Raw genomic sequence first — 25,065 nt, 5'->3', positions numbered from 1 at the left:
GGTCGGTCAGCGGTTTGCGGCGAGTTCCTGGAGGACCTCTTCGGTGTGCTGGCCGGGCAGCGGGGCGAGCCTGCGGACCGATGCCGGGGTGCCGGAGAACCGCACCGGGATGCCGACCGAGCGGATGGCACCCTCGCTGGGGTGGTTCACCACGTCGAGCAGCCGGCCGCTGCGCACGTACGGGTCCTCGGCGGCCCGCTCGAGTTCGAGCACGGGTGCCATCGGGATGCTGTGCTTGGCGCAGACCCGCGTCCACTCCTCGGTGCTCAGGCTCGGCGAGCACTCCCCCACCAGCTCCATCAGCGCGTCGACGTCGTCGTCGGCGATGGAGTCGCCGTTGACGCGGGGGTCCGCGGCCAGGTCGGCACGGTCGGCGGCGAGGAAGAAGTCGCGGAAGTTCTGCGGGTTGTACGGCATGACGCAGGCGAGGCCGTCCTTGGTGGGTACCGCGCGGTGCCCCTTCTTCATCGACAGCGGGAAGCCGGTGGGGCCCTCCGGCGGCTCGAAAACGTGCCCCGCCAGGTGCTCGACGAGGTTGAAGGCGATGAGTGTGTCGGTCATCGGGATCTCGATGTGCTGACCGGCGCCGGTGCGTTCGCGGTGGACCAGCGCGGCGAGCACCGAGTAGACGATGGTCAGCGCGCAGACCTTGTCGCCGATGATCGTCGGCAGGTACGCCGGGGTGCCCAGCGCCCGGTTGGTGACGTCCACCAGGCCGGAGGCGGCCTGCACGGTCTCGTCGTAGGCCGCGTTGCCGGCCCGGTCGGAGTCGCTGCGGAACCCCTGGGCGTGGGCGTAGACGAGGCCGGGGTTGCGGGCGGCGATGTCGGCGTGGCCGAGGCCGAGGCGGGCGAGCGCGCCCGGGCGCATGTTGGTGACCAGCACGTCGGCGCTGTCGATCAGTTCGAGGGCCTGTGCGCGGTCGGTGTCGTCCTTGAGGTTCAGCCCCACGCTGCGCTTGTTGCGGTTGACGTTGAGGTTGAGCGGGGTCATGCCGGGTGTGGTGCGATAGGGGCCCACCCGTACCGTGTCGGACGGGGACTCGATCTTTATGACGTCGGCGCCGAGGTCGCCCAGGATCTGCGCCGCGTAGGGCCCCATCACCACCGTTGACAGGTCGATGACCCGCACGCCGTCCAGCGGACCTGTGATACCGGTGGCCGTGATGTCCATCATCACTCCTGTTCACGCAGTAATTGCATGGTGAATGTTTCCACCGGCGACGTTATGCGTGAGCAGCCTGAAAGGGAATGATCAACTGGCGAACAACGGTATGACCGGAGCGGTCACACCCACTCCAGCATGCCACGGAAGGGGTTGCTGGAAATCGGTCAGACGGTGATGACCTCGTCGAAGATCTGCCGGGCCCGGGCGGCGACGCCGCTCAGGTCACCGTCGGCGCCCGCCCGGTCACTGCGGAACAACAGGCCCGTGGCCAGGGTGGGTTGGAAGTCCTCGACGGGCAGCACGGCCACATTGTCCAGCCGGTACAGATGCATGGGGCTCTCCGGTGAGAGCATGGTCATCGAAAACGCGATACCGGACGAAATCAGTTCCGAACTTCCGGAATAGTCCGCCATTTTTACGCGAATTCTTTTCTTCACGCCGGCCGAATTCAGCCGGGCGTCGATTTCCTCGAAATAGGCCGGGGTGGCGTCGTTCGATGTCGCGACATACGACAGGTCGGCCAGCTCCTGCAGGGTGACGGACGCCCGCCCCGAGAACCGGTCGGCCGGGACCGCTGCACCCAGCACCTCGTGCATCACCTCGATGATCTCCAACGCCGGATCGGAGACCGGCAGCCGGGCCAGCGCCATCGCCAGCCTGCCGTCGTGCACCGCGTCCGCCAGGTCCGCGGACGTCCCGGGCCAGCGCTTGAGTTCGCACACCCCCCGGCAGTCGTCCTCCAGCAGCCGGACCCGCTCCCGCAGCAGCGGATGCACTCCGGCGGGCATCCCGATGAACAGCCTCTCCAGCCGCGGGCGCACCGCCTCGCTCAGCCGCCACGGGATCGAGTTGACCCGCTCCAGGATGTCGCGCGCCATCGGCAGCAGGGCGGCGCCCGCCGGGGTCAGATCGACCCGGTGGGTGGTGCGCTCGAAGAGCTCGTGGCCGAGTTCGCGTTCGAGGTCCTTGACCCGCTGGCTCAGCGGAGAGGCCGCCATGTGCAGTCTGCGCGCCGCCTGCGAGAAGTTGAGCTCCTCAGCCACGGCGACGAAGTAACGCAGGTGCAGCATGTCCACAGCCGTCACCCTACCCGGGCATGTTCCGGCAGGGCTGGACGAACAGTTCCGGTTCCGGACGCACGGACGCAGAGGAGGACGTCCAGCCTCGGGTCATGACGGGCGAGTCGGGCACCCGCCGGCCTGGGATGACACAGTGGCGGCGATCAGACGTGAGACGCGGGCGGCACCGACGCGCACGGCGTTCTGGAGCTGCGACTGCCGCTGTTCGAACAGCTCCACGGGGACGGAGGTGGCCACGGCACCCGCGACCCTCCCGCCCGCGTCGAAAACGGGGGCGGCCAGGCAGGAGAGGCCGCCTTGGAACTCCCCCACCTCGACGGCCACGCCGGAGGCGTGGACCCGCTCGAGATGGAAGAGGTGTGCGCTTCCCCACGCCGACCGCACGACGCCGTGCACGTCACGGAGGACAAGCTGCGCATGCCAGACCGAGGACGGCGGGTCCGGCGTCCGGGCCATGCACGGTCCGAGTCGACCGCACCCATGGCTGAACAGCCCATGTCCCCTGGCCAGGGCTTTCGCCCCACGGGTACCGCCAGCGGACGAAGAACATTTTGCTCCTACAGCCCGAAGAACCCAGAGGGAGTGTTCGGCGTCGGTGAAGAGGCCCGCCCGCACGCCGTCGAGCAGGAGTTCGAAGAGCGGTCGGCTTCCGGCGAGGCGGGCGTGGGAAACGATCCGGATCAGCCACGCACCGTACCTGGGGTCAGCGGCGTGCGGTTCCAGAAGGCGGGCCACCCGGTCGGGCAGGGCATGGGCGACCGCCCCCAACAGCCTTGCCGCCCAGTCCTGTTCTCTGGTGTCGGCGCTGACGAGCCAGTTCTAGAAGACTCCTTCGTCGTCTCCGCGACGGAACCAGGCGGGCGTGCCGAGCATGTCGACGAGGCGGTCACGGAAGGGCGGGTGCGTGTCCAGCACACGGGCGACGGTGCCCCACTCGGTGGCGGTGGGAGCGTCCAGGCCGCGCAGCACGGCCAGGGTCAGGTGCTTGAGGTGGTAGCGGATGTCCGGGCTGATCAGCAGCGCCTCGACCTCCTCGGCGAACCGTTCCGGGTCGGAATCCCGCAGGTGTTCGAGCACCTGCTGAAGCTGTCCGCGGCGGAACATCTCCTGCTCCCCGCCAGTGAGGAAGGCGACCAGGCTCTCTTCGCGCCGGAGCCAGTCGCGGGCGAAGGCGTAGTCGAAGAAGCTCTCGTGGAAGAAGGACAACTGACGGCCGTCGCGCACAAAGACGTGTTCCGACTCCAGTACCTTCCGGCTGACAGCGAGGTCGTCCGTGTCGAGCACGCTGTACGGCACGGACAGCCGCTGGCGCGCACTCATGGCGGCGACAACGGCCGAGACCGCGTCGTGGAAACGCACGGACGGACGCCGGACACACTCCTCCTGTCTGGTGTCCCAGAAGGCGTCGAAAAGCTGCCGGGTGGTGCGGAGGAGGAGCGCCTCCTCCTGGTCCGCGACCTGGGCCAGGAGGACGAGATGCAGCGGTGTGCGCAGCAACGCCCTCTGCGGCGGGGCCAGTACGGAGGTGTCCAGGCCCATCCGGGTGAGGGCGGTGTCGACCTGGGCGTCGGAGAGCGACCCGACCGTGACGCGTGTGCAGTGGTCCAGGGCGGTGAGCCTACGGATGCGGGCGTCGGCATCAGCGTCGAACGTGCGGCAGGCCAGGACCACCCGCATGCCGGGATGTGCCGTAGCCTCGTCCGCCAGGTCGGCCACCGCGTCGAAGGTTTCCGGGATGCGTCGTGACGCCATGCTGACTGCGTCGAGCTGGTCCACGACGAGGACGCAGGGCCGCCCGTCCGCCACGGCGCCGAGAGCGCCGACCGGGGACATGGGCAGGCCGACACCCCAAAGAACGGGCGAAGTCGGCAAGAGTCCGGAAGTCATCCTCGCGCAGTCCGAGCCGCGGGCTGACGGTGCAGAAGGCCACGTGCGCGGTGGCGGGTGGTCACGTACGCCTGGTCCAGGTCGCTCTGTTCGTCGTCCGCCCACGCGAAGGGGCGACCGTTGGCGTAGTCCACCAGGGGAGCAGTCTTCCAGTGAACTCCGTCGGGGCGGTCTTGGAGCAAGACGTCACCGAAGTCGACGAAGGGGAGTTCGGGAAGGCCGAGGCCGCGTAAGAGTCGAGGGGGCCGCCGACACCGAGGAACAGTAGTGGTCGGCTCACCGTCTCCCCTGCCATGCTCATCATCGGCTGCGCCGGTGGAAGCGTAGCCGCAGCGACGGTCTCGTCCACACGCCCGACGGCCGCCCCACCGGCACAGTGACCGCCTTCTGCCGCGGCCAAACCGTGTGTGCCTGGAGCTTTCGTACGCTCCGCGAACGATCGGTCTCGAAGTCAGCCACGAGCGGATGGCGGACTTCCTCCGCACCTGCAACCGCCGCTGCCGCACCGCGCTCGGCGGGCACCCGCTCATCAGCCGCGTCAACAACCCTGCGGGTCAGTACATCTAGTCGCTTCTGCCGTAGGTGAGGCGTTCGACCTGGCCGGGCTGGAAGTCGTTCGGGACCTCCTTGCCGTTGACGACAAGCTGGAGGTCGGAGGCATCGCCAAGGACCAGGGTGATCTGGAACTTGTCCGTGAAGTTCTTGGTCTCGCCGTTGTCCAGCAGTCCGTCGAACAGAATGTGGCCGTTGTGGTCCTTCGCCGAGATCCAGCTCCGCCCGCTCTTGGCGGTCACCACGACCGTGACCCGGTCCTTGGGGGCTGCGCTCACCCGGGACGATGCGGGCGTGGACGGCGGAGCGGAAGTTCGCGACGTGGCCCGCCGGGCATGCGAGGCGATGGCGGAGGGGCCGCCGGCCTTGTTGTCGTCCCCTTGCCGTGTGAGGGCGACGATGCCGCCCACGAGCGCGCTCGTCACGGCCGCGGCCACGATCAGCAGGATGATCACGCGGGGCGTACGCGAGGGTGCGGCCGGGGTGCGCCGGAGAGGTTCGTCGACGCGGCCGGGACCGGCGGGAGGGTCGACCGGGACCGGCGGTGCGACGCGCGGCCGGTCAGGGGTGGCGAGAGCGAGTGTGTTGTTCGGGTCCGGGCTCGGGTTCGGGTCCGGCCCGAGCGAGCTCAGGAGCGCCTCGGGCGTGGGACGGCCGGCCGGATCCTTGGAGAGGCAGGCGGCGACCAGCGACCGCAACTCCACCGGCAGCGCGGAGAGATCCGCGGGCTCGTGCACCGACCGGTACATCAGCCCCATGGGCGTGCCAGTGCCGAACGCGCTGCCTCCGGCCGCCGCGACGAGTACGGCCCCGAGCGCGAACACATCGGCGGCACCGCCGACTTCGTGCCCTTGCGCCTGCTCGGGCGCGAGGTATCCGGGAGTGCCGAAGGCCGCCCCGGTGGCGGTCAGCCGGGTGGACTCCACGGCCCGCGCGATGCCGAAGTCGAGGACACGTGGGCCGTCGTCGGCCATGATGATGTTGCCCGGCTTCAGATCCCGGTGTACGAGCCCGCAGGCGTGGACGGCTTGGAGCGCCTCGGCCAGCGCTGCCCCGAGAGACCTCAACTGATGTATTTTCATGGGTCCTTGACGCTCGATCAGCTCGGCGAGCGTGGGCCCGGGGATGTACGCGGTGGCCAGCCAGGGCGCCTCCGCGTCGGGATCGGCGTCCACGACCGGAGCCGTGTGGAAACCGCCCACTCTGCGGGCGGCCTCGACCTCTGCGCGGAACCGTTCACGGAAGTGCGGGTCGGCCGCCAGTTCGGGGCGGGCCACCTTGACCGCGACGGCCCGACCGCCCCGTGACCGGGCGAGGTAGACCGTCCCCATGCCGCCCGCGCCCAGCTCTCGCTCGACGGTGTAGACACCGATCCGCCGTGGCAGGTCCGCGCCGTTCTCCATCGCCTGCACGCCTCCCCCTGCGCCCGGTCACCCGTCCGTGACGCCGTCCGGTGCACCCCGGCCGGTCTCCGGCCCCGCGTATCCGTCCAGCAGCGTAGACGAAGACACCGCCCGGCAGTCCGGGAAGCCGGTCTCAGCCGCCGCGCCGCACCCGGGCCGCCTTGCGGGCCTCCGCGAGCCGGCGGGCCTCGCTGCTCTTGCGGGACGACCTGCCGCCGGAGCCGCCCTTCGCGTCCTTGGTGCTGCCCAGACCGCGGAACGGGGCGTTGTGGTTCTTGGGGCGCGGTACAGCCGGCTCGCCGTCGAGAAGCTTTCCGGAGGGGGCCTTGGCGCCGGTGATCCGGCTCAGCTCCGCCTCGCCGGACCGCACTTTGGTGACCTTGGGGGCGACGTCGGCGTCCGCCATGACCTGGCTCGTCTCACGGCGCTGCCCCGACAGGACGAGTGTCACGACGGTGCCGGAGCGGCCGGCCCGGGCCGTGCGGCCCGCGCGGTGCAGATAGTCCTTCGGGTCGGTGGCCGGGTCGACGTTGACCACGAGGTCGAGGTCGTCGACGTGCAGGCCGCGCGCGGCGACGTTCGTCGCTACCAGCGCGGTGACCTGCCCGTTCTTGAACTGGGCCAGGGTCCGGGTGCGCTGCGGCTGGGACTTCCCGCTGTGCAGGGCGGCGGCGGCCACGCCGCTGGCCCGCAGATGCCGCGTGAGCTGGTCGACGCCGTGCTTGGTGTCCAGGAACAGCAGGACGCGGCCGTCCCGAGCGGCGATCTCCGTGGTCACGGCGTACCGGTCCGGGCCGTGCACGACGAAGACATGGTGCTCGATCGCGGAGACCGCGCTGGACGAGGGGTCCACGGAGTGGACGGCGGGGTCGCGCAGGTAGCGCTGCACCAGCTGGTCGACGTCGCGGTCGAGGGTGGCGGAGAACAGCATCCGCTGCCCGTCGGGACGCACCTGGTCCAGGATTTCGGTGACCTGCGGCAGGAACCCCATGTCACACATCTGGTCGGCCTCGTCCAGGACCGCGATGCGCACCCGTCCGAGTCGGCAGCCCTTGCGCTCGATGAGGTCGTGCAGCCGACCGGGCGTGGCGATGACGATCTCGGCGCCATCCCGCAGCACGGCGGCCTGCCGTCCGATGGACACTCCGCCCACCACGGTCGCGAGCCGCAGCCGCAGCGCCTCGGCGTACGGGGTGAGCGCCTCACCGACCTGCTGCGCCAGCTCCCTGGTGGGTACCAGAACGAGCGCCAGCGGCTCTTTCGGCTGCGCGCGCCGCCCGGCCGTCCGGACGAGCATCCCCAGGCCGAAGGCGAGCGTCTTGCCGGATCCTGTGCGGCCCCGGCCCAGGACGTCCCGTCCCGCGAGCGCGTTCGGCAGCGCCGCCGCCTGGATGGGGAAGGGCACAGTCACACCGTGCTCATCGAGCACCCGCAGAACCTCGGCCGGCAACCCCAGCTGGGCGAAGGACGCCGCCATGGGCACTGCCGAAGTGGCGTCCGACACCTCGGACACATCGTCCTGCTGCCGGGCATCGGCATGTGCTGATTCGCTCACAGAGAGCCTTCCTCCGAAGGGACCGTACCGAGGAAGGCGCGGCAGGGACGCGGCCGCCAGCCAGAGACTCCGAACGGAGCACGAACAGAGCGACGCTGCAAACGCACAACGTTAGCACGGCACACGCCGCCCGGGCCTCCCGTGGTCCCGCCACGTTGCCCGCGCGTGGCCTGCTGGACCCGGCGCCGAGCCCTTCCGCGACCCGGGCCACGGTCAGGTGCTGCACGAGGATGTCTCCCAGTGCCCCACGCAGCCCGCGCCGCGAGGGCTTCCCGCACGGCTCGGCCGCCCGGCTGGTGTTCTGGCGCCGCACATGTCCGCGGCCGGTACCCCGGTATCGACGGAGCGTGGCCACCAAGGTGGTGGGGCGCCAGCCGAGCGGCTCGTACGCCGCCGCCGGGTCACCGTGTCGCGCGGCGGTCCTTCACAGCCGCAAGCGCGACGCCCGTTGCTCGTCCTGCACACGCGCTCGGCAGCGAGCGTTCCGGTTCGGGCCCGGCCGGGCACCGGCTCATACGGTGATCGTGGCCTCGGTGAGTTCCTCGGCCGTGATGCGTCGGACCAGTCCGCCGGAGAAGGCGAAGTCGTACGACAGCACCTGAAGCGCTTGCCGCACCACCTCGATCATGGACGGGTGATCATCACAGGTGCCCCATACGACGTCGAGCGGATACGTCATGACGCCCCCGGGAATGGCCGTGCCCGGCTTGGCGTAGGTGCGGTACCCGACGACTCCCGGTATCCGGCGGACTTCAGTGGCCCCATGGATGCGCTCCAGCCGGCATGCCTGAGTCGGAGCCATGGTGTTGAACTGGAAATGCACCTGCCCGCCGAAGTCGAGCGGGCCTGTGCCGGGCTGCTCACCCAGCGCCAGCAGCCCGCCGATACGCACCAGGTCGATCCCCAGCGCACTCCGCGTCGTGAGGTTCATGTGGCCGGTCAACCGGCCGTTGACCTCGATGATGCGGGGGCCGGACGCCGTCAGCTTCAGCTCGGTGTGGGTGAGGCCGTACGTCACACCGAGGGCCTGGAGCGCACGGGTGGTGAGGTCCAGGATCGCTCGTTCCTCGTCCGCGGAAACGTTGGCGGGCCAGAACCTGCCGGGCTCCCGGAACGGCTTCATGAGCGGGAACTTGCCCGTGACGGCCAGGTGGACGACGCCCTGCTCGGTGCACACGCTCTCCACCGACACGTAGTCGCCGTAGGGCAGACTCGGCCTGCCCTCCAACAGCTCCTCGACGGTGAACTCGGTGGAGCCGGTCTCGTTCTCCCCGGAGAAGAGCAGCGCCAGCACCTCCGCCGCCTCGGCGTCCGTCGTCACGGCATAGGTGTCACGGCTGCCGCCGCCCTGGACGGGCTTGATGATCGCGGGCAGGGACACCGCCGACAGCGCGGCCGGCCACCCCTGCGGCGAGCGCAACGGATGGGAGCGGACCTCGTCGACGCCCCGGGCCCGCAGGATCCGGCGCTGGCGCACCTTGTCCGTCAGGGCATGGGCCACGTCAGGGGAGTGCGAGGGAAGTCCCAGCGCCTGCGCCAGCTCGGCCGTCTTGCGGATCATCCGCTCGCTGTAGGTGAGGACCGCGTCCGGGGCCACCTTCCGCACGAGGTCGATGTCCTCCTGGGGCGAGCCGGTCAGCGCGACGACGTCGCCCAGGTTCTCCATGACCGGGCGCAGCAGGCGGTTGTGCGGGGTGTCGGGTACGAGGAAGACCACGTGGCCCAGTTCTCCCAGCCCCACTCCGATCTCTCCCGCGGACGCTGCGCCGTCGTCGTACACGACTGCCAGGGTCCGTCCCCCGCGGCTCATGCCACCGCCTGCGAGGCGGCGTCGGCCAGAGCGGACTCGAAGTGCCGTGCGTACTGTTCGACGCCGTGTGCCTCCAGCAGCGCGGGGTCGTAGGCGACGACCACGCGGCTGCCCGCCTCGGTACCGTCGACTTCGAAGTCGACACGGAAGGGGAAGCTGGGCTTCCCCCGTACCCACCAGGAACGGGTCTCCACGTCGACCGTGGCCGGAAGCTCCTGGTAGACGTGGAAGTCCATGAAGTTGAACACGGTGTCGAACGGAGCCCGCTCCAGCCGGCTCTCGATCTGGGCCAGCGGGAAGCCGCGGTAGGGACCCGCCTCGCGCTCCAGGTCGAACGCCTGTCGTGCCAGGTCCGCCCAGGACTCGTCGAGGGACGCGAATCGCAACGGGACCGTGTTGAGGTACAGCCCGACCATCAGGTCCGACCCCGCCTTCTCCGGCCGGGTGTTGACGACCACACCGGTCACCAGGTCCTCCTGGCGCCCGGTCCATGCCGACAGCGCTCGGACATGGGCTGCGAGAGCGACGGACTTGAGTGAGGTACGGGCCGTACGAGCCGCGCTGCGCAGACCGCTCAGCATCCCCTCGCTGAGGGGGAATTCGGCCTTCGCCACGGCGTTGGCCGCCCCGCTGAACTGTCCCCGTTCGAAGAGGAGCGAGGGGACGTCGGCCCGGTGGTGCCAGAAGTCGGCGGCCTCTGCCGAGGCGAGCAACTCGCGCTCGGCCACGATGAAGTCGCTGCCTCCCGTGGCCGGCAGCTCGGGCAACCCGGCCTCTTCGCCCTTGAGGCCGGCGGCGTACAGCTCCAGAAGGTCGACGATCAGCCGGCCGTAGCTCCAGCCGTCGACAACGGCGTGGTGGGTGGCGATGGCCACGTGGAAGGACTCCGGCTGAGCCACCACATGACAGCGGAACAGCGGGGCGCGGCTCCAGTCCAGGGGCAGCTGGAGGCCGTGCTCGTTCCACGCGCGGACCAGATCCCGGGCCTTGGCCTGGTCGGACTCCGGCAACCGCTCCACGGACAGCGGCAGTTCGATGTGCCTCCACTGCAGTTGCACGGCCTCGGAGAAGGTGCCCAGGTCGAAGGAGGTGCGCAACGCCTCGTGGCGGTCGCACAGCCGGCCGAGGGCCGAGCGGAAGACGGCCTCATCGAATGGGGCGACTGTTTCCCAGCCGATCACCGAGTGGTACAGCTCGGGGTCGCCGCTGGTCTCACAGAGGTAGATGATGCCGACCTGCAGGGCGGAGGCGGGCAGGGCGGTCTCCACGTCTGCGGGCACGAGGGCCAGATCGCCCGCGGCGAGGAGACCACCGTCGCTCGCCGAGCCGGGAGAGGGCTGCGCGGTGACGGACGGCGGCTCGCACTCCGACGAAGACAGATACGCGGCCAGTTCGCGCACCGTGGGGTAGTAGAGCAGGTCTTTCAAGGTCATGGCGATGCCGTGCTGTTGCGCGGACGCCACGACTCGCAGCGCGATGAGCGAATCACCGCCGAGCGCGTAGAAATCGTCGTCGGGTCCGACGTCCTGCCCGGACAGGTGTTCGCTGAGGATGGCCGTCAGGGTCGCGGGCAGGTCGGTCGTCGCAGCTGCCGCCGGGAAGCCGGCGTCGGTGTGCTGCATGGAGCTGGTCCTCTCGTTCATGCGCTGAGTGCCGTTTCCGTGTGACCGCCGCGTGCCGTTTCTGGGCGGCGCGGTGTGACGCGTACGGCGAGACTGGTGAGACCGGCGACGAAGTTCGACGCGAGGTGGCGCGGTTCGCCGGCCAGGGTGATGTCCTCGGTGGTGCGCAGAAGTTCCTCGAAGAAGATGCGCAGGGTGATGCGTGCCACCGTGGCGCCGAGGCAGTAGTGGGCCCCGTATCCGAACGCGATGTGCCGGTTTGCCTCCCGTGCCACATCGAAGCGATACGGGTCCGGGAAGACGTCCGCGTCGCGGTTGGCGGAGCCGACCCAGACGGCCACTGCGTCGCCGCGGGGCACGACGCCTCCGCTGAGCTCGACATCGTCGACCGCGTGGCGCAGGAAGCTGCTCGCCGGTGAGGTCCAGCGCAGCCCCTCCTCGACGAGCGACGGGACGAGCGCGGGGTTCTCCCGGACGGCCCGGAACTGCTCGGGCCGTTCCAGCAGGGCGAGCACCGTGCCGGCCACCGTGTGCGGGGTGGTGGCGTTCGCCCCGAGCAGCAGGCTGTAACAGTTGACGACGACTTCCTCGAGGGTGAGTTCACCGTCGCGCATCGTCATCAGCACACCGATGGCGTCGTCGCCCTCGGCCCCCTTGCGGGCGGCGTACTGCTCGGAGAAGTACTTGAAGAGCTCGTGGTGGGCGATGGCGAGGGTGGCGTGCCCGTTGCGGATCATGAAGACCGGGTCGTCCGGCGCGGCGGCCATGCCCGTCCACCGCACCAGGTCCTCCCAGTGCGGCTCCGGCAGGTCCATCAGCGTCCCGGCCACGGCCATGGGCAGCATGGTGGCCCGCTGCGCGAGATCCCACTCACCGCCGTCCGGCGACGGTGCGAGCAGGGCCCGTACCGCTTCCCGGATACGATCCTCGCTCCTCGCCAGCCCACGGCCGGTGAACAGCTTGTTCAGAGGCCGACGGAGTTCATTGTGGCGCGGAGGGTCGGTGGCGACCAGCATCTTGCCCGCGGCGGCCTCGCCATGGCCGAGCTGGTTCAGCAGACTGCCGCGCTCGGAGGTGAACTCCTGGTGGTTGCCCAGTACCCGGCACGCGTCGTCGTACCGGGTCACCGACCAGAAGAAGCGGCCGTCCGGCAGTTCCTGGCGATGGAGCGGGGCGTGCTCGCGCATGAACGCCCAGGCCGTGTGCGGGTCCTGCTCGGCGTGGAAAGCCGGATCGAACAGGTTCACTTCCGACAGGTCGACGGCCGCCATGCCCTCGGCGGTGACTTCGGGGATCCTCATGGCGTGACACCCGCCTTCTCGACGGACCGGGCCAGACCCGCGGGAGAGGGGTCGAAGTAGAAGTCGATCGGCGAGATCTCGACCCCGAACTCCTGGTGCAGTTCGGCGATGATGGTCACGGCCATCAGTGAGTGACCGCCCAGCTCGAAGAAGTCGTCGTCCGCGCCGATCCCGTCGAACCCGAGATGGTCCGACCACATCCCGACGATGGCGGTCTCCAGGCGCCCTTCGGGGGCCCGGTACTCGGCATTGACCTCCGGCCGTTCAGCCGTGTCCCTGCGCTCCAGCGCCGCCCGGTCCACCTTGCCGTTCGCGGTGAGCGGCAGTTCGTCGACCACCCGCACCAGGGCGGGCACGGCATAGCCGGGCAGAATGTCCGTGAGCCGCCTGCGCATCTCCAGAGCGGACGGCTTGGCGCCCTCGGCGCCCACGACGTAGGCGATCAGACGCCGGTCGCCCGAGCCCCGGCGCTGGGCCACCACCTCCGCCCGGCTCACACCGGGAAGGGCGGTCAGCGCGGCCACCACCTCACCGGTCTCGATGCGGAAGCCGCGGATCTTCACCTGGCCGTCGCCGCGGCCGATGAACTCCAGGCTCCCGTCGGTCTGCCGGCGCACCAGGTCGCCCGTGCGGTACATGCGCTCGCCGGGGATGTCGGCGTAGGGATTGGCGACGAAGCGCTCCGCGGTGGTGCCTGGGCTGTTGAGGTAGCCGTGGGCCAGGCCCTCTCCGGTGGCGTAGAGCTCGCCCGGTTCTCCGTCCGGGACCGGTCGGAGACGGTCGTCGAGCACGAGCACACCCGTGCCCGAGATGGGTCGGCCGATCGGCACGGTGGCCCCGTCCACCGGCTCCCGCACGGTGTGGGTCGTGGTGAAGGTGGTGTTCTCCGTCGGCCCGTAGCCGTTGGTCACCGCCGTGTGCGGGAGCGCGGCCACGGCACGGTTGACGTGCGCGACCGACAGGGTGTCACCGCCCGCGAGCAGATGACGCAGGTGGGGCAGGTCCGTCAGTCCCACGTCCACGGCCCGGTGGAACAGCCCGGCGGTGAGCCACATGACGCTGATCCGCTCTTCGCGTACGAAGCGGAGCAGTTCACTCAGGGAGAGGTCGCCGGGCGGGGCGACGGCGAGGGTGGCGCCGTTGAGCAGCGCGCCCCAGATCTCCAGCGTGGAGGCGTCGAACGCGACGGGAGCGTAGTGCAGGAACGTGTCGGTGCTCTCCACGCCGATGAAGTCGGTGTCGACGACGAGCCGCAGCACGGCGCGGTGGGGCACACACACGCCCTTGGGCGTACCGGTCGACCCCGAGGTGTAGGCGACATATGCGGTGCGGTCGGAGCCGGAGCGGGAGCCCGAGTGCGGGGCCGGCCGGGCCGACGGCCGTTCATGTGCCGCGTCCTGTTCCTCGCCGGGCACGATGACGGTGTAGCCGCCGCCGTCCAGACCGCCCGTGGAGACCTCGTCCGCGAGCACGACCCGCACGGACGCGTCCCGCAGGATGAGGTCGCGGCGCGCCGTGGGCTGCCTGGCGTCCAGCCCGAGGTAGGCGGCCCCCGCCTTGAGGACGGCGAGCAGCATGACGATGCTCCGGGCGGAACGCTCACAGCACAGTGCCACGACGTCGCCGGGGCGTACCCCGCTGCCGGCCAGCAGTTGGGCCAGCCGCTCGGCCTGCGCGTCGAGTTCGGCGTACGTCAGCCGGCCGTCGGCGCCGTGCACGGCGACGCGGTCGGGGTGTGCGGCGGCCCGGCGGGCGAGGAGGGCATCGATCGTGTCGGTCATGACGGGTTTCCTTCGTGGGCCGGGGCCGTCGGTGCGGGCGGCGGGTCCTCGGGGAGGGCCAGCGAGTGCAGCGTCCGCAGCAGCTCGGGAGGCGCCGACAAGAACGCGTAGTGGGCACCGGGAAGTCCGGTGAACCTGACGCGCTCGGAGTACGCGCTCCAGCCGTGCATCTGGGACGGCTCGATCTCCGGGTCCTCGTTCCAGTGCAGAACGGTGATGCCCGACGGAACGGTCACCGGCTCCGGCCGGTGATAGGCGCGGTTGGCGTCGAGATCCTGGTGCAGCACGCTCAGGGTCATCTCGATCAGCATCGGATGCGGTGTGCCGCCCCGGGCGACCACCAACTGTCCCAGTTCGTCGGCCAGTTGCGCGTCGGTCATGTGCAGGAACCGGTCGTTGGGGCAGTCGTGGGGCGCGACCTGAGCCGATACGACGACCTCGGCCGGTGACGGCAGCCCCTGGTCGGCCAGGCGCAGAGCCGTCTCGAACGCGGGCAGCGACCCGGCGCAGTGTCCGAAGAACACCGACGGCCGGTCGAGGTACGGAGCCAGGTCCGCGGCGAGAACGGCGGCCAGCTCCTCGTAGGTCCCGAAGTGTTCGTCACGGATACGGTTCTCCCGCGCGGGCAGCTGAACGGGGCAGACCTCCGCGTCCCCGATCATCCGGGGCCACTGGTTGAACATCGAGGCGCCGACGCCCGAGTACGGGAAGCAGAAGACACGGGCCGCCGCCTCCGGTGAGGGGCGTCGCAGCAGCGACCGGGGGAACTTGGCGGGAGTGGGGGCGGGAGCAGTCATGCCGTCACCTCCGAGGTCGCGGTGCCGGCGGTCTGCCCGGAGTCCGTCTTGTCGGTCACACCGCGCACGGAACGGAGCAGCAGAACCGCCGGACCGGCCAGCATGATCAGTACTGCGGCACCGAAGAGGGCCGTGTCGACCCCCACCAGGTCCGCCGCGGGTCCTGCTCCCGCCATGCCGAGCGGAACCAGTGCGAAGGAGCCGAGTGACTCGTAGGACATGACGCGCGAAAGCGCCTCCGGCGGCACGTGCTTCTGCAGTGCCGTGTCCAGGAGCACCTCGTAGACGTCGATGCACACACCGGCGAGGAACGTGGCTGCGGCGATGGCCGCGAGCGGCGCCTCCGCCGCCATCAGCAGGACCGAGAGGGGGAATCCCATGGTCAGCAGCGCTGCCGCCTGCGCGGGGCGGCGCGGCCTGACCTTCATGGAGGCCACGCTGCCGACGACGAACCCTGCCGCCTGCGCGACCAGCACCGTGCTCCATGCGGAGGCTCCGCCGAGGGACCGGTCGGCCACCACCGGACCGAGGACGTAGAAGCTGCCCGCCAGCAGCACGTTCACGAAAGCGAGTTGGGAGACCATCACCCACACCCACTGCTGCGCCGTGAACTCCCTCCAGCCCTCGCGGATCTGCCGGACCAGCGAGGGGCCGCCCTTGGCGGGCGCCACCGGATCGGCGATCCGCACGGTGAGCAGCAGCAGCGCCGACAACAGGAAGGTCCCGGCCGGCACGAGCATGGTCTCGTCCGCGCCGATGGCGGAGACCAGCACACCTCCCAGGGCGGCGCCGAGAATGCTGCCGCCGCGCATGGAAAGCTTCAGCAGGGAGTTGGCCGACTGCAACGCGTCGCCGGACACCAGCTGGGGCATGGCCGAGCGGGACGCGGGCTCGAAGATGGCCGCTGCCGCACCGCTCAGCGCGGCGAACCCGGCGAGCATCCACGGTGTCGCATGCCCCGTGATGACCAGACAGGCCGCGAGACCCTGGGAGAGTCCCGCGCCGAGGTCGGCGGAGACCATGACGCGCAGTTTCGGCCACCGGTCCGCGAACGCGCCGCCCAGCAGGACGAACGTGACCTGGCTGAGCAGCCTCGCGGCCAGCACCACACCCAGCATCGAGGGAGATCCGCCGGGCAGGTGCAGCACCGTGAAGGCGAGGGCGATCGGTGCGACGGCGTTGCCGAGAAGTGAGACGGAACGGGCGCTGAAGAGTGCCAGTACGGCGCGATCTCCGAGGATCGCGAAATCGCCCCTCATGCGCCGCTGTTCCCTTCGCCGGCGGGGAACGAGGCCGGCGCCGTCGCGGTCGGCCGCAGGTCGGTCCAGTGGGCCTCCACATAGGCCAGGCAGGCCTCCCGGGTGTCGGCCGGGTGCACCACGGTCCACCCGGCCGGCACCTCGGCGAACACAGGCCAGAGCGAGTGGCGTCCCTGACCGTTGAGCAGGACCTGGAACCGGCCTTCCCGGTCGTCGAAAGGATTGGTCATCGTGCGTCCCCCTGCGTACGGCTGCGGTCGGCAGCGTGAAGGTCGGCCAGAGCTGCGGCCAGGATCGGCCCCATCTGCGCCAGTGACTCGGGTTGGTTCATCGCGGTGTGGGTGGAATCGACGGCGTGCCAGCGCACGGCGCCGCTGACGTACTGCTCCCAGACGTCAGGCATCGGCGCGCCCTCGATACGGCCCTCGGTGGCCAGGAAGAACAGCAGGTCGCCGTCGAACCGGCCGGGCACATGGTCCTTGACGATGTGCCGGTTGTGGGACATGGCGGTGAGCAGAGCCACCAGCTGGTCCTCGGTGAGACTCGCCAGGGCACCTGTGTCCTGTTTGAGGACCTCCAGCACGTCGGCGATCTCCTTGGACCCCGCTTGCGGCACCACTCCGGGCCGGGAAGGGTCCAACAGCGCGGCGACCATGTTCTGTTCGTCGACGCGGTAGTGGTCCGGCACGCCCGGATAGCAGTCCAGCATGGCCAGCAGGCCGATCTCCGCGCCGTCCGCCTGGAGCCGGGTCGCCATGTCGAAGGCGACGATGCCGCCGAAGGACCAGCCGAGCAGGTGGTACGGGCCCTCCGGCTGGATGCGTCGGATCTCGGCGACGTAGGCCGCCGCCATCTCCTCGACGGTGCCCGGCATGTCGTCCGGGTGCAGTAGTCCCCGGGCCTGGATGCCGTAGAACGGCATGCCCGGCGGGACGTACTTCATGAAGCTCGCGTAGCTCCAGGCCAGACCCCCACCAGGATGGATGCAGAACAGCGGCGGCAGGTCCCCTCCGGTGCGCAGTGGCAGTACGACCTCCAGCGCATCCGCTCCGTTGTCCAGGCCCGCCCGCTCGGCGAGTCCGGCCACCGTGGGGGCCTCGAAGAAGCTGCGCATGGAGAGTTCGAGCCCCAGCATGGTCCGCACCCTGGAAATGAGCCGGGCGGCAAGCAGGGAATGACCGCCGAGCTGGAAGAAGTCGTCGTCGATGCCCACATGCGGTACGCCCAGCACCTCGGCGAAGAGGCCGCACATCACTTCCTCGCGCGGGTTGCGGGGGGTCCGTGAGCCGGCGGTGCCGGCGAGGGACGGCCGGGGCAGCAGACCGCGGTTCAGCTTTCCGTTGCCGCGCAGCGGCAATGTCTCCATCTCCACGTACGCGGCCGGGACCATGTAGTCCGGCAGCCGGCCGCTCAGGTGGTCCCTGAGCTGACCGGGGCTGGGCACGAGGCCGTTACCGGCCGGTACGACGTAGGCCGCGAGGCGCGGGTCGCCCGGCTGGTCCTCGCGCACGATCACCGCCGCGCGCGACACCGCCGGATGCTCCGCGAGAACCTCCTCGATCTCTCCGAGTTCGATCCGGAAGCCGCGGAGCTTGACCTGACCGTCGGCGCGGCCGACGAAGTCGAGCGAACCGTCCCGGAGCCGGCGCGCCAGGTCGCCGCTGCGGTACATGCGCTCACCCGGTGCGCCGAAGGGATCGGCCACAAAGTGGGCCGAGGTGAGCCCGGCGCGCCCCAGATACCCGCGACCGACGCCGACACCCGCGAGATAGACCTCGCCGGTGACCCCCGGCGGGACCGGACTGAGATGCTCGTCGAGCACGTACACCCGGGTTCCCGACAGGGGCCGTCCCACGGGTATACGGGTCCGCAGGTCCTCCGGGCGTACGGTGTGGACGCACGACATCATCGTGTTCTCCGTGGGGCCGTACTGGTTCAGGACCTCGCAGCCCCAGGTCTCCAGCAGCGCCCTTGCCTCGGGAGCGCGCAGGGCCTCGCCGCCGGTGGCCACCAGCCGCAGGCAGGAGAAGACGGCCGGATCCGCCCCCTCGGCGAGCACCGCCTCAAGGAGCGACGGCACGATGAACAGGATGACCGAGGGCCGTACTGTGCGGACTTCGTCGATGACGGTCCGTGGGTCACGCGCGCCTTCCGGTGGCAGCAGGGCGACGGCGGCGCCGGCGGACAGCGGGGCGAACAGCTCACGCACTGAGGGGTCGAACCCCAACGCGGTGATCTGCAGGCTGGTGTCCTCGGGAGCGAGCCGGAACCGGTCGACGACGTCGTACAGCCTGCTCACCACACCACGGTGCTCGATCATCACACTCTTGGGCGTGCCGGTGGAGCCGGAGGTGTAGATGATGTAAGCGAGGTCGGACGCACTGGCCACGGACGCGGGCCGGTCCTTCGCTGCCGTGCGCAGCCGCTCGTCACTGTCCACGAGCAGCACACGTGCCGTCGCCGGCAGGTCGAGGTCGCCGGACAGGCCCGTCTCCGTCAGCAGGACCGAGGCACCGCTGTCGGTGAACATGAAGGCACGGCGTTCCGCGGGGTGTTCGGGGTCGAGCGGCACATAGGCGGCTCGCGCCTTCCAGATGCCGAGGATCGCGGCGACGGCCTCCGGGCCGCGAGACATGCTGAGGGCGACCCGACTCTCGGCGCTGACGCCCAGCTCGCTCAGCCGGTGGGCGAACTGGTTGGCGCGCTCGTCGAGTTCACGGTAGGTCCAGCGGGTGTTCCGCTGGATGAGGGCCACGGCGTCGGGGGTCCGGGCGGCCTGCCGCTCGACCATCGCCGCTGCGGTGTCGGGCAGTACGGCCGGGACCTGTGATGTGTCGTTCCACTCCGAGAGCAGCCGCCGCTCCGCGCCGGAGAGGATGTCGACCTGGCTGAGCCGGCTGCCGGGCGTCGCGCACACGGCTCGCAGCAGCCTGTGCAGCCGGCCGACGATCGCCTCGGCCGTCGCACGGTCGAAGAGCGCGGTGCTGAACTCCAGGCCCCCACCGATGCCGAGCAGGTTCCCGTCGCGGTCACGACGCTCGTTGAACTTGAACGACAGATCGAACTTGGCCGTGCCACCGGATACGGGACGGGCGTCCACCGAGAGCCCCGGCAGACCGAAGTCGTCGGGCATGTCGTTCTGCGAGGCGATCAGGACCTGGAACAGCGGGTGACGCGACGCCGAACGCGTCGGGTTGAGGGCCTCCACCAGCCGCTCGAACGGCAGGTCCTCGTTGTCGAAGGCGGCCAGGCTCAGGGTGCGTACGCGCTGCAGCAGCTCGACGAAGCTCGGGTCACCGGAGGTGTCCGCGCGCAGCACCAGGCTGTTGACGAAGAAGCCGACCAGGTTGCTCAGGATCTCATCGGTCCGGCCGGCGACAGCGACGCCGATCGGAAGGTCCGTGCCGGCTCCCAGTCGGGTGAGCGTTCCGGCTACGGCGGCCTGCAGCACCATGTTGACGGTGGTGCCCGTGGTCCGTGCCAGCTGCGCGATTGCTCGGTGCAGATCCCTGTCCAGGTCGATGCCGACCAGGTCGCCCGAGAAGTCCGCGGCAGTGGGCCGGGGCCTGTCGAAGGGGAGGTCGAGCTCCTCCGTGGAGCCCCGCAACGTCTCGGTCCAGAAGGCGAGTTGACGGGACAGGCGCGTGTCCGGTGCCTCGTCGCCGAGCAGTTCCTGCTGCCATCCGGCGTAGTCGGCGTACTGCACGGGCAGCGGCTCCCAGTCCGGCGCCCGGCCGCTCAGCCGCGCCGTGTAGGCACGCGCCAGGTCACGGACGAGGGGCTCGAGCGACCAGCCGTCGCCCGCGATGTGGTGCAGGACGAGGAGAAGAACGCTCTTCTCCTCCTCCAGTACGAACAGGTGCGCGCGCAGCGGAAGATCGGTGGCCAGGTCGAACGCCGCTCGTGCCGTGGCCGTCACCTGGGCGTCGAGGCGGTCCGTGGTGGTGTGCGAGACGGCCAGCGGTGAGCCGACCGCGCCGGGCGCAAGGATGTGCTGGTACGGCGTGCCGTCCTGCTCCGGGTAGACGGTCCGCAGCACTTCGTGCCGCAGGACGACATCGCGCAGGGCCGCACCGAGGGCGTCCCTGTCCACACGGCCCGTCAGGTGCAGGGCGTGCGGAATGTGGTACGCGGACGAGCCGGCGTGGACCTGCTGCAGGAACCAGAGCCGCTGCTGGGCGTACGACAGAGGGATCCGTCCGTCGCGAGGGCGCGGGCGTGGTCGCAGCACCGGGCGACTGGAGTCCGTGGCGCCCGCGGCCGCGAGCGCCGCTGGGGTACGCGCTTCGAAGAGATCCTTGACCGCGACCTCGAGGCCGACCGCCGCGCGGATGCGGTTCACCAGGCGGATCGCCATCAGTGAGTGGCCGCCCAAGGTGAAGAAGTCGTCGTCGGGGTTGACCGAGGGGCGGTTGAGCACCTGTGCGAACAGCTCGCAGAGCAGCTCTTCGCGCAGCGATCGCGGGGACACCCCGTCAGCCGGCCCGCTTCCAGGGAGGTTCCGGTGCTCGGGCAGCGCCTGGTCCGGTTCCGGCAGCGCCGCCCGGTCCAGCTTGCCGTTGACTGTCATCGGCAGCGCGTTCATCGTCACGAACGCCACGGGCACCATGTAGGCGGGCAGCAGTCCGGACAGCCGGCCGCGCAGCGTGGGCTCGTCCGGTGCCTCTCCGTGGGCCGGGACCACGTACCCCACGAGTTCGCGTTCGCCGTCCACCTCCTTGACGGCCACCGTCGCCTGTCCGACAGCCGGCAGCGACGTCAGGGCGGTCTCGATGTCACCGAGTTCGATCCGGAAGCCCCGGAGCTTGACCTGCTCGTCGCGCCGTCCGCAGTACTCCAGTTCGCCGTCGGGCAGACGCCGGGCCACGTCACCCGAGCGGTAGCCGCGCACCGTGCGGCCGTCCGGGCCGCTGACATCGACGAAGCGCTCCGCGGTCAGCTCTGGCCGGGCGAGGTATCCCAAAGCCACGCCGGGGCCGGTGACCACGATCTCCCCGGTCGCCCCCTCAGGTACGGGCGCGAGGTCTTCGCCCAGGAGAAGGATGTCGAGATCGGGAAGCGGAACGCCGATGAGGCTGCCTTCCCGGCCGAGATCCGCCTGCGTGACCCGCCGGTGAGTGGCGTGCACCGTGATTTCGGTGATGCCGTACATGTTGACGAGTTCCGGGGTGGAATCTCCGTACTTCCCGAACCAGGGTGCCAGGTCGGAGAATTTGAGTGCCTCTCCGCCGAAAACAACGTAACGGAGAGGAAGTTTGTCCTCGTTCCGGGATTCCTCGGACATCAACTGAGCGAAGGCCGTGGGCGTCTGGCTGAGCATCGTCACCCGCTCGTCACGGAGCAACGTGCGGAATCTCTGCGGATCCTTTGCCACGTCACTCGGAACGATCACCACAGTTCCACCGTGGAGCAGCGCTCCCCACATTTCCCACACAGAAAAGTCGAATGCGAAGGAGTGGAACATGGACCAGACGTCGTCCGGCCCGAAACCGAACAACGGGTCGGCGACGGCGAAGAGCCGCACAACGTTGCCGTGCGTGACCTGAACACCCTTGGGGCGGCCCGTGGTTCCGGAAGTGAAGATGATGTACGCACGGTCGGACGGAGCCACCACGGGCGGCAGGAAAGGCTTGCCGGTGCGGCTCCGGTCGTCGTTCCGGCCTTTGTCCACGGACAGGACGGCATGCCCGGCCGGCACTGCACCCAGCAGGGCGTCCGAGGTCAGGACGAGCGCGGGCGCCGCGTCCTCGAGTATCACCTCGAGCCTCGCGCCGGGGGACTCCGGGTCCAGCGGAACGTAGCAGGAACCGGTTTTGAGGACCGCGATCGCTGCGATCACCATCTCCGGGGACCGTTCAAGCAGGATGGCGACCGGCCGGCCCGCGGGGCAGGTCCGTTCTTGAATGTCCGCCGCCAGCTCATCGGATCGGAGGTCGAGATCCTCATAGGTAAGGACCTGTTCTCCGAATTTTATGGCGACACGTTGCGGAAAAAGCTTGACAGACGATGCAAATGCTTCGAGAAGCGTAGCGAATGCAGAGTTGACGACAGAATTGTCCGACATTATTTATTTTTCCCCCGTAGCTGAACCCTGAATGATGCCGTCGCGGTTCGAACGATCCCCCGCGTCGGGTAGTTCGACGTAAGCGCACCCTCCTGAGCGGGGATCAAACTAGTCAGCGCAAGCTCGCCCGAACAAGGTGATGTGATCTAGATCACCACACGTTTGAATGGCTTGATTCATGATGTCGACGACTGTCATGGACGTCATTCCGATTGCCTTACGGGTGGCCATGCTATATAGGCCCGCAGGTGCTTCTGGTGGGCGAATTGGGATGACATACCACCCCATTCCGTGCCCGCGTACGCTGCGGCGATGGTTACCGCCGAGTCGTGAAAGGTGGCAGATGAACCGACCATGAAGAAGATGCGTCGGAATTTTCAGGCCGTCCCGGCTCGGTGCGTTCTTTTCCAGCCAGCGGCAGGGCTCCTGCGCCGGAGAATGTGCGCGGTATGTCCGCGCTCGAAGCGGGGCTGTGCGCACCGGGCTCGCCGAGGCGAGCCGTCCGGGATGGTGGATCATCACCGGGTGCGGCGTCGCGGTGTTCGCGCTGGGTCTGCTGACGACCGGACAGCGGGCCCGCCGACACCGCCGGGGCGACCGCCGCCTCTTTCGTCCCTGATGGCGTCCCTGATGGCGTCCCTGATGGCGTCCCTCGAAGGCCACCGGGAGGCCGGCGGATGACCGGTCAGCACAACACGGCGAGGCCCGGAGCGGTGGTTTCGCTCCGGGCCTCGCCCGTTTCTAGCGCACGGCCCCGGTGTGGGGGGCAGGGCCAGACCGTGGTGTCCACCTCCGCGGAATTCGGTCTCGTCGCCGCCGGAGGCCCCGGGCTGCCCTCACAGCGTCGCGGTCGTCCCCTCCCCGGACGCGCTGCCCGCCAGCCACTGGTCCCATCCCAGATTGAAGGCGGCGTAGCCGTTGTCGGCCGAGGCCTTGGCACGGGGCGAACCGGTGATGGTGACGGGGTCGCCCTGCTTGATCTGGCCGTAGAACCACTTGGCGTCCGACATGGACAGGTGAACGCAGCCGTGCGAGCCGCGGGCGCTGCCGCTGCCCGGGTTCGGGTCGCCGGTCGAGTAGTGCACGTACGTGCCGGACTGGGTCAGGTGGACGTCCCAGGGCAGCGTCAGGTCGTAGTAGTTCGGGCTGCCCTTGTCGCAGCTGATGCCGACGCTGCAGGAGGTCATGTGGACCTTCTCCTGCTTGTCGATGACGGCCATCGTGCCGTTCCACGTCGGATACTGGGCGCTGCCCGCGTTGATCGACAGGGTGCGCACCACCTTGCCGTTCCGGGACACCTTCATGGTGTGGCCGGTCACCGAGACATCCGCGCGCACGTCGTCGCCGATCGTGAAGGTGTGCGTGTAGTTGCGCACGCCGTAGCGTCCGTTGCCGTTGCTGACGCCGTTCATGTCAGCGTCGATCTTCACCTTCGTGCCGGAAGGCCAGTACGTCTTCGGCCGCCAGTCGGCGCGCTTGTCGCCGAACCAGTGCCAGGCACCGACCACCGGCTGTGAGGCGCTCACCTTCAGGTGCTTCTCCACCGTGGCCCGTGCCTTTGCCGCCACCGGGTTCGTGAAGACCACCGAGATCGGCATGGCCACGCCGACCGTGGTTCCCGTCTGCGGGGTGATCGTGTCCAGCAGCATCGGCGGACCCGCGGGCTTCGTCGGTGACGGGGAGGCGCTCGCACTCGGCTTGCCCGACGCCTTTGCGTCGTCCCCGCCAGCCTTGCCGCTGCCACCCCCGCCACAGGCACTCGCGCCCACCAGCACCGCACCGGTGACGAGTGCGATCCCTATGCCGCCCTTGCGCCGTCCCACGACCTGCCCCGCTCTCTCGCTCTTCGGCCCTGACGGGCCCGACTCACCTGTCAGACCGCGTGAGCATGGGCCACAGTTGCATGCGTCGCGTAAAACATGTCTCAAAACTCGGCACCCCGCGGGGTCGGCCTTTTTCAGGACCGGCGGCGCGGCGGCGGATGTCGGCGGTGTCCGGGCCGTCAGCCGCCCGGCTCCGGGCGGGTTGATCGCGCTCTGCCGACAGCGCTGGGCGCACGTATGGTGCTCGCGTGGATCACGACGAACTGGTAATCCACGCCTCGTCGTTCGGCGCAGCGGCGGGCGCACATCCTGGGTGAACCCAGCCGGTACGACAGGGGCCGCCGCAGCGGGCGCTGACGGGGCGTACAGGCGTGGGGCTCGGCGGCCTCCCCGCGCGGCCGGGACGCGTCAGCCGCACCGGCGTCACGCTCATCCGGCTCGTCGTATCCATCGGGCTCGTCGGGCTCGTCGGGCTCGTCGTACCCGTCGGGCTCCTCGGCAAGGCTGCAGGCGGCTGACGGGCCGGCCGCTCCGGCGCAGCGCGGGCCGTTCCGTACGGCGATGGCCGAGGGGCTGGCGTTCGTACGGCGTGAGGCGGTGCTGCAGCGGCTGCTGATGTGCACCAGCGTGGCCAACTTCTTCTCCGTCGCGGCCTCTTCCGTCCAGGTCACCTTCATGGCGCGGGAGCTGCACGCCTCGTCCACGGTGATCGGCCTGGTGTTCTCCTGCGCCGCGGTCGGCGGCCTGCTGGCGGGCGCGTTCGCCGACCGGCTGTCGAACGTGCTCGGTTCGGCGCTGATCATGTGGGTGTCCATGCTGGTGCCGGGACCGCTGTACTTCCTGATGCCGGCCGCCGAGACCCGTCGCCGGGCCCGTCCCGGGGGCGCGGTCCGGTAGCGGTTCAAGCCGCGCGGCACGGGACCGAGTCCGGCCAGGATGTCGTCCACCAGCCCGTCGGGCGAGGG

Annotated in this window: 16 protein-coding genes and 2 pseudogenes; 1 reads left to right on the top strand and 17 read right to left on the bottom strand. The window is 69.8% G+C overall.

Going from position 1 to position 25,065, the window contains the following annotated elements; translation table 11 throughout:
- Positions 1–6: 6 nt before the first annotated feature.
- From ABZ624_RS12040 to ABZ624_RS11960, 17 genes and pseudogenes are all read right to left on the bottom strand, one after another.
- Positions 7–1,176 (bottom strand): CoA transferase, encoded by a 1,170-nt coding sequence (locus ABZ624_RS12040; protein WP_360085786.1) that lies wholly within the window; start codon positions 1,174–1,176, stop codon positions 7–9.
- A gap of 155 nt (positions 1,177–1,331) precedes the next feature.
- Complete coding sequence (locus tag ABZ624_RS12035; protein WP_360086055.1) at positions 1,332–2,237, bottom strand: LysR family transcriptional regulator; 906 nt, start codon at positions 2,235–2,237, stop codon at positions 1,332–1,334.
- A 99-nt stretch (positions 2,238–2,336) separates the two neighbouring features.
- The gene (locus ABZ624_RS12030; RefSeq protein WP_360085783.1) at positions 2,337–2,702 is read right to left on the bottom strand and encodes an IclR family transcriptional regulator C-terminal domain-containing protein; all 366 of its coding nucleotides are present in this window, start codon (positions 2,700–2,702) and stop codon (positions 2,337–2,339) included.
- A gap of 363 nt (positions 2,703–3,065) precedes the next feature.
- Positions 3,066–4,079, bottom strand: a complete 1,014-nt coding sequence (locus ABZ624_RS12025; protein WP_360086080.1) for a hypothetical protein — start codon at positions 4,077–4,079, stop codon at positions 3,066–3,068.
- A 16-nt stretch (positions 4,080–4,095) separates the two neighbouring features.
- Positions 4,096–4,357 (bottom strand): annotated as a pseudogene (locus ABZ624_RS12020) (hypothetical protein); the annotation flags it as partial.
- A 339-nt stretch (positions 4,358–4,696) separates the two neighbouring features.
- Complete coding sequence (locus ABZ624_RS12015; RefSeq protein WP_360085780.1) at positions 4,697–6,088, bottom strand: RodZ domain-containing protein; 1,392 nt, start codon at positions 6,086–6,088, stop codon at positions 4,697–4,699.
- A 133-nt stretch (positions 6,089–6,221) separates the two neighbouring features.
- A complete protein-coding gene (locus tag ABZ624_RS12010; protein ID WP_360085777.1) occupies positions 6,222–7,643 on the bottom strand; it encodes a DEAD/DEAH box helicase in 1,422 nt (473 codons plus the stop codon).
- A gap of 184 nt (positions 7,644–7,827) precedes the next feature.
- A pseudogene (locus ABZ624_RS12005) lies at positions 7,828–8,084 on the bottom strand (ISL3 family transposase); the annotation flags it as partial.
- A 70-nt stretch (positions 8,085–8,154) separates the two neighbouring features.
- The gene (locus ABZ624_RS12000) at positions 8,155–9,423 is read right to left on the bottom strand and encodes an ATP-grasp domain-containing protein (protein ID WP_360085774.1); all 1,269 of its coding nucleotides are present in this window, start codon (positions 9,421–9,423) and stop codon (positions 8,155–8,157) included.
- A gap of 26 nt (positions 9,424–9,449) precedes the next feature.
- On the bottom strand, positions 9,450–11,075 hold the full coding sequence (locus ABZ624_RS11995) for a condensation domain-containing protein (RefSeq protein WP_360085771.1): 1,626 nt from the start codon (positions 11,073–11,075) through the stop codon (positions 9,450–9,452).
- A gap of 17 nt (positions 11,076–11,092) precedes the next feature.
- Positions 11,093–12,376, bottom strand: a complete 1,284-nt coding sequence (locus ABZ624_RS11990; protein WP_360085768.1) for a cytochrome P450 — start codon at positions 12,374–12,376, stop codon at positions 11,093–11,095.
- Entirely contained in the window at positions 12,373–14,157 is a 1,785-nt protein-coding gene (locus ABZ624_RS11985) for a non-ribosomal peptide synthetase (RefSeq protein WP_360085765.1), read from the bottom strand. The genes ABZ624_RS11990 and ABZ624_RS11985 overlap by 4 nt, the downstream gene beginning before the upstream one ends.
- The gene (locus ABZ624_RS11980) at positions 14,154–14,954 is read right to left on the bottom strand and encodes a thioesterase domain-containing protein (RefSeq protein WP_360085762.1); all 801 of its coding nucleotides are present in this window, start codon (positions 14,952–14,954) and stop codon (positions 14,154–14,156) included. Before ABZ624_RS11980 ends, ABZ624_RS11985 begins: the two co-directional genes overlap by 4 nt.
- The gene (locus tag ABZ624_RS11975; RefSeq protein ID WP_360085759.1) at positions 14,951–16,213 is read right to left on the bottom strand and encodes an MFS transporter; all 1,263 of its coding nucleotides are present in this window, start codon (positions 16,211–16,213) and stop codon (positions 14,951–14,953) included. The genes ABZ624_RS11980 and ABZ624_RS11975 overlap by 4 nt, the downstream gene beginning before the upstream one ends.
- On the bottom strand, positions 16,210–16,443 hold the full coding sequence (locus ABZ624_RS11970) for an MbtH family protein (protein ID WP_360085756.1): 234 nt from the start codon (positions 16,441–16,443) through the stop codon (positions 16,210–16,212). The genes ABZ624_RS11975 and ABZ624_RS11970 overlap by 4 nt, the downstream gene beginning before the upstream one ends.
- Positions 16,440–22,277, bottom strand: coding sequence for an amino acid adenylation domain-containing protein (locus tag ABZ624_RS11965; RefSeq protein ID WP_360085753.1), 5,838 nt, complete (start codon positions 22,275–22,277; stop codon positions 16,440–16,442). Before ABZ624_RS11965 ends, ABZ624_RS11970 begins: the two co-directional genes overlap by 4 nt.
- Before the next feature lie 836 nt (positions 22,278–23,113).
- Positions 23,114–24,100 carry a L,D-transpeptidase gene (locus ABZ624_RS11960; protein ID WP_360085750.1) on the bottom strand — a complete coding sequence of 329 codons (987 nt, stop codon included), beginning with the start codon at positions 24,098–24,100 and terminating at the stop codon, positions 23,114–23,116.
- Positions 24,101–24,661: 561 nt separating this feature from the next.
- Between ABZ624_RS11960 and ABZ624_RS11955 the strand changes: the two genes are divergently transcribed.
- Positions 24,662–24,997, top strand: coding sequence for a hypothetical protein (locus ABZ624_RS11955; protein WP_360085747.1), 336 nt, complete (start codon positions 24,662–24,664; stop codon positions 24,995–24,997).
- Positions 24,998–25,065 lie beyond the last annotated feature (68 nt).

The organism is Streptomyces sp. NPDC007205 (assembly GCF_040634095.1).
Lineage (GTDB): Bacteria > Actinomycetota > Actinomycetes > Streptomycetales > Streptomycetaceae > Streptomyces.
The sequence above is the reverse complement of the archived record's forward strand: the minus strand, read 5'-3'. Positions and strand labels throughout refer to the sequence as shown.

What these genes read in the sequence shown, in the direction of transcription:
- ABZ624_RS12015 (WP_360085780.1), bottom strand. Translation starts at nt 6,088, where the DNA reads ATGGAGAACGGCGCGGACCTGCCACGGCGGATCGGTGTCTACACCGTC.
- ABZ624_RS11980 (WP_360085762.1), bottom strand. Translation starts at nt 14,954, where the DNA reads ATGACTGCTCCCGCCCCCACTCCCGCCAAGTTCCCCCGGTCGCTGCTG.
- ABZ624_RS11995 (WP_360085771.1), bottom strand. Translation starts at nt 11,075, where the DNA reads ATGCAGCACACCGACGCCGGCTTCCCGGCGGCAGCTGCGACGACCGAC.
- ABZ624_RS11965 (WP_360085753.1), bottom strand. Translation starts at nt 22,277, where the DNA reads ATGTCGGACAATTCTGTCGTCAACTCTGCATTCGCTACGCTTCTCGAA.
- ABZ624_RS12025 (WP_360086080.1), bottom strand. Translation starts at nt 4,079, where the DNA reads ATGTCCCCGGTCGGCGCTCTCGGCGCCGTGGCGGACGGGCGGCCCTGC.
- ABZ624_RS11975 (WP_360085759.1), bottom strand. Translation starts at nt 16,213, where the DNA reads ATGAGGGGCGATTTCGCGATCCTCGGAGATCGCGCCGTACTGGCACTC.
- ABZ624_RS11955 (WP_360085747.1), top strand. Translation starts at nt 24,662, where the DNA reads ATGGCCGAGGGGCTGGCGTTCGTACGGCGTGAGGCGGTGCTGCAGCGG.
- ABZ624_RS12035 (WP_360086055.1), bottom strand. Translation starts at nt 2,237, where the DNA reads ATGCTGCACCTGCGTTACTTCGTCGCCGTGGCTGAGGAGCTCAACTTC.
- ABZ624_RS11985 (WP_360085765.1), bottom strand. Translation starts at nt 14,157, where the DNA reads ATGACCGACACGATCGATGCCCTCCTCGCCCGCCGGGCCGCCGCACAC.
- ABZ624_RS11990 (WP_360085768.1), bottom strand. Translation starts at nt 12,376, where the DNA reads ATGAGGATCCCCGAAGTCACCGCCGAGGGCATGGCGGCCGTCGACCTG.
- ABZ624_RS12030 (WP_360085783.1), bottom strand. Translation starts at nt 2,702, where the DNA reads ATGGCCCGGACGCCGGACCCGCCGTCCTCGGTCTGGCATGCGCAGCTT.
- ABZ624_RS11970 (WP_360085756.1), bottom strand. Translation starts at nt 16,443, where the DNA reads ATGACCAATCCTTTCGACGACCGGGAAGGCCGGTTCCAGGTCCTGCTC.
- ABZ624_RS12040 (WP_360085786.1), bottom strand. Translation starts at nt 1,176, where the DNA reads ATGATGGACATCACGGCCACCGGTATCACAGGTCCGCTGGACGGCGTG.